Source organism: Streptomyces sp. NPDC002835, assembly GCF_053591995.1.
In genome coordinates this window covers 1-4,425 of sequence record NZ_JBSFUW010000107.1, presented here as the reverse complement: position 1 = coordinate 4,425, position 4,425 = coordinate 1, and the positions used below count along the sequence as shown (strand labels likewise).

At 65.6% G+C, this 4,425-nt stretch carries 2 protein-coding genes; both read right to left on the bottom strand.

The genetic code is table 11. The features are described from left to right. Positions 1 to 436: 436 nt before the first annotated feature. Positions 437 to 1,459: a rod shape-determining protein gene (locus ACWD01_RS37260; RefSeq protein ID WP_451168406.1), complete on the bottom strand. Its 1,023-nt coding sequence runs from the start codon at positions 1,457 to 1,459 to the stop codon at positions 437 to 439. A gap of 1,357 nt (positions 1,460 to 2,816) precedes the next feature. Next, the gene (locus ACWD01_RS37255; RefSeq protein WP_451168404.1) at positions 2,817 to 4,001 is read right to left on the bottom strand and encodes an ISAs1 family transposase; all 1,185 of its coding nucleotides are present in this window, start codon (positions 3,999 to 4,001) and stop codon (positions 2,817 to 2,819) included. Positions 4,002 to 4,425 lie beyond the last annotated feature (424 nt).

Genomic DNA, 4,425 nt, shown 5'->3' with positions numbered 1-4,425 from the left:
CGCAGCCACCTCATAGACGGCTGCCTCGCCGAGACCGGCCTGACCATCAGACCCACCTGAGCAACCCAGCGACATCACGAGTTCAACCTCAGTAGGAGGTGGCAATAGCTCTCCGGCCGGCCGCCTCGTCCTTCAAGCCACGCGGGCACCGGCATCACCGCCCGGATGACCTGCCATTCCGCGTCTGTCATGTCCGAGCCGTAACACTGCACGCGCTCCGGCCCGTCCGCCGCGTTGCCGAACCTGTGCGCGAGGCAGTCACACGACAGGGACGACGAGTTGGACTCCACACATGTGAGCGCGAAAGACTGCGGCAACAGGGCCTCCTGGCGATCGGTTTGGTTCGCACCCCCGAACTACCAAGAGGCCCTGCTGTCATGCGTCAGCCCTCGCGCGATCACCCGAACAGGAAGCCTGTTCGACCAGACGAGCCCCGTCATCGATAAGCGGATGGCGTCTCAAGCACTTGGCGGAGTGCGTCGAACTCCTCGAGGCACTCGCCGGAGCCGAGCGCCACGCTGTTCAGCGGGTTTTCGGCGATGTGGACCGGCATGCCGGTCTCGCCGCGCAGCCGTTCGTCGAGGCCGCGGAGCAGGGCGCCGCCGCCGGTCAGAACGATTCCTCGGTCCATGATGTCGCCGGACAGTTCCGGCGGGCACTTTTCGAAGGTCGTTTTGACGGCGTCGACGATGGCGGTGACGGGTTCCTCAATCGCCTTGCGGACTTCGGCCGCGGAGATGGCGACGGCCCTGAACAGCCCGGAGACCAGGTCCCGGCCTCGGATTTCGATGTGCTCGTCGGAGTCGAGGCCGTACGCCGAACCGATCGCGGTCTTGATCTGCTCGGCCGTGCGCTCACCCAGCAGGAGGGAGTACTCCTTCTTGATGTGCTGGGTGATCGCGTTGTCCAGTTCGTCGCCCGCGACACGGATGGACTGGGCGGTGACGATGCCGCCGAGGGAGATGACCGCGACCTCCGTGGTGCCGCCGCCGATGTCGACCACCATGCTGCCCGTGGCCTCGCGGACCGGCAGGCCGGAGCCGATGGCCGCGGCCATCGGCTCCTCGATGATGTGCACCTGACGGGCGCCGGCCCGGGACGCGGCCTCGATGACGGCGCGGCGCTCGACACCCGTGATGCCCGAGGGCACACAGACGACGACCCGCGGACGAGCCAGATACCGCCGCTTGTGGATCTTCAGGATGAAGTAGCGGAGCATCCGCTCGGTGATCTCGAAGTCGGCGATCACGCCGTCCTTCAGCGGACGAACGGCAACGATGTTGCCGGGCGTGCGCCCGATCATCTTCTTCGCTTCGGCACCGACCGCGAGGATGCCACCGGTGTTGGTGTTGATCGCGACGACGGACGGCTCGTTGAGTACGATCCCGCGACCCCTGACGTACACCAGCGTGTTGGCGGTCCCGAGGTCGACAGCCATGTCACGGCCGATGAACGACATTGATTTCCCCATCAGGATTTTTCTAGCCTTCCCACGAGCTTTTTAAGGGCTATTCAGGCCGACGAGGTGGGTGCTGTGACGTGAGCAGGGATTCCCTTGTCAGGAGATGACGTGGGGCGCCGCTGGCGAAGACGGTTGAACGGGAGTACACGTTCTGCCGATCGGCGCGCATACGCTGCGGGCGGTCCGGCATTTCCCAGCCGTCCAGGTCAGTTGAGCCATATGGCTGGCGATGCGTCAGAAAGCAGACACTCGTGAGGAATCGCACAGCCCGTGAAGAAATCTTTACCTCACGCTCGCCGACTCTTGCAAGCCGGAGGCATGAATGTGATGATCTCACCGGTCAGGCGGCGACGCTCCGTCGCTTCTGTGTCGCTGTCGCCTACGTCGGCCCGTGCGCCGTCTTCCCGCTCTCCAGCGTTGCACGGCATCTGCTGTCAGTGCGACGACCACACCCAGTCCCCCTATGGTCATCACGAACCATGCCGCACTCATGGCACGTGCCGGACCTCCGACTCACAGCCGACGCCCCAATATGAAGGGAGGTCGGCCACCGGTGGGACTGGTCGCCGACCGATCCCTTGGGCCGCCATCCGGGGCTGCGGAGGCAGCGGATATGGTCCCGCACTATCCCGGCCGTGGGTCGGCACGGCGAATCGCGCAACACGCCGGTACAGGGGGCTGCACCAGGTAGTCCAAAGCCCTCGCCTTGTGCTGGTAGCCAGAAGCAATTGACGCCGGCAGAACCTCAAGAGCTTCCAGGCGTTCCCGTGTGAGCTCATCGACCCCAGCTATAATGCGCCGACCAGCTTCATGCCAGCAGGATTGCCGCTCACTGCTGAGCGGCTTTCCGGTGAGTCCGTATAAATGAGCCTGAGCCGCCGCACTGATCCGCACCCCGACGTCATCCGTGCCATTTTGCAGACACCGATCAAGCATCTCCCTGCTGGCACCCGCACGACGCACATGCCCAGCGATAGCCGCCGCCAGCAGGCTCAGCCCGATCATGGCACCGGTGAGTTTACCGAGGATCGCGCGCTGCCACTGCCTCACATCGCCAGCCCAGACACGGTTCCGGCACAGGGCTCCATGAAGGTCATCAGTGACCCCGTCGCCGGGGTGACAGACCCGGCTGCGCAGCTCCTCAGAGACAGCCGGAACGCTGGCTTGTTCTTTCACACGTGGAAACCTACCGACCGGCCACCGCGACCCATGGCTGCGACGCGTGCCACGCCGAGTCCTCACCTCACAGGATCGGTCATCGGCACGGCGCCAGGCCCGCCGTCATCCGCCGGCCCTGGCGCCCTACGGCGTGGGGCATTAGGGGTTCGGCGAAGTGACTTGATGCCCTTTGTGATCATGTGAGTCCGAGTAGGGCGAGCGGCCTGCTGGCGTTGCGGGCGTTGTGTCGCAGGCTGGCGGCGATGTTGGCGCTCCCGGCGAGGTGGAGAGCGCCGATGGCGAGGTTGCGCCAAGTGGCCATGGCGCGAGGTGCGGTGCCTGTCCGCAGCTGTGAGGCGTCCTCGGCGAACGTCACATCTCTGACATGGTGCAGGGCCTCGACCCTCCAGTGGTCACGGATCAAGGCCGCAAGCTGGCCGCGAGTGGTCTGCTCGGCAGTCAGGCTGGTGACCGCGTAGACGGTCTTGATGCTGATCTTGCCGGTTTTGCCGTCCACTCGGCGGCGCTTGAGCTGGACGGCTTGGCGGGCCTCGGGGAAGAGCAGGTTTTTCACCGTGCACACCTTGATCCTGCGGATCTCGCCGCGGCCGTGGCCGGTGTCGCGGGTGCGTCCCTGTAGGGGAACCTGCTTCCAGGGCAGGGACTTGAGCTGCTTGCGAAGCTTCTTCTGATTCCCTTTCATGATCACGATGTAGTGCCCGCCCCGGCCGAGCAGGTAGTCGGCGTGCTCACGCTGGGTGTGCATGGCGTCGCTGGTCACGACCACGCCCGCCAGGTCAGCGATGGTTTCCAGCAGCGGCTGGAAGCAGGTGATCTCGTTTGTCTTCTCACCCACGTCAAGCTGGGCCAGGACCAGGCCGGAGACGTGGTCGCACGCGGCGAGCAGATGGATCTTGCGGCCCTTGGCCCTGGCTGCTCCGCGCAGGCTCTTGCCATCGACCGCCAGTCCGCGCATCTGACCGTCGGTGCCGCCGCGCCTGTCGGCCAGCCAACGGCCCACCGCCCGGTCCAACGCGTCGTCGTCGATGCGGGCCAGCAGCCGCCGTACCGTCGCCTCCGCCGGCCGGCACCGCTTCGGGCACAGCGGATCGGTCCGTATGCCAAGTTCTTCCAGGACGGACGGCGGGGCGTCTGCGATCCACTCGCCGACCGCCAGCAGGGAAGTCGCGCCGGCCAGAACCGCGCACGCGGTCAGCGCGAGTACGACGACCAGAGCGTGCCGCACGCCGCGAGGATCTCGGGGGTCGGGCACCTCGGCCAGTCGCTCCAGCAGGCCCGGGATCTCCTCGGGTACGGCCTCGGGATGCTCGCAGAGTTGGTCAAAGGAAGGCGGGATCGGCGATGATGCGTCGGCAGGCACGGTCTTCCACTCTGATCACGGGCGTTGAGACCTTCGTGATCATGGAAGCCGTGCCTGTCACATGCCAGGACCTCCGCCGAGCTGGCAGATCGTCACGAACCCGACGTCAAGCGACTACGCCGAACCCCTGCGTGGGGCATGACCACGTCCAGCCCTCCTAAGCAACTTCGACGCTCGGTGACGGACCCGAGGCGGCGAGTTCGGTATGCCGCAGCTGGCGCCGGCCAGAGATGTAGTCCAAGTAGTGGATACCGTAATCGCCGTAGCAAAGCTCAGCCCTGAAGTCCTTGGTCTGCTGGGTCCAAAATCGAGGTGCAAGACGTGTCCATACGGGTCTGCCGCACGATCGGGTGACATCTGAACTGGCTTGCCCTGTGGGGCGGGTGGGAAGGATGTCGCTGTGCCCAAGCCTTATCCGGAGGAG

Bases quoted from the DNA above. Each gene is read 5' to 3' on its own strand.
- ACWD01_RS37260 (WP_451168406.1), bottom strand. From the start codon at position 1,459: ATGTCGTTCATCGGCCGTGACATGGCTGTCGACCTCGGGACCGCCAAC.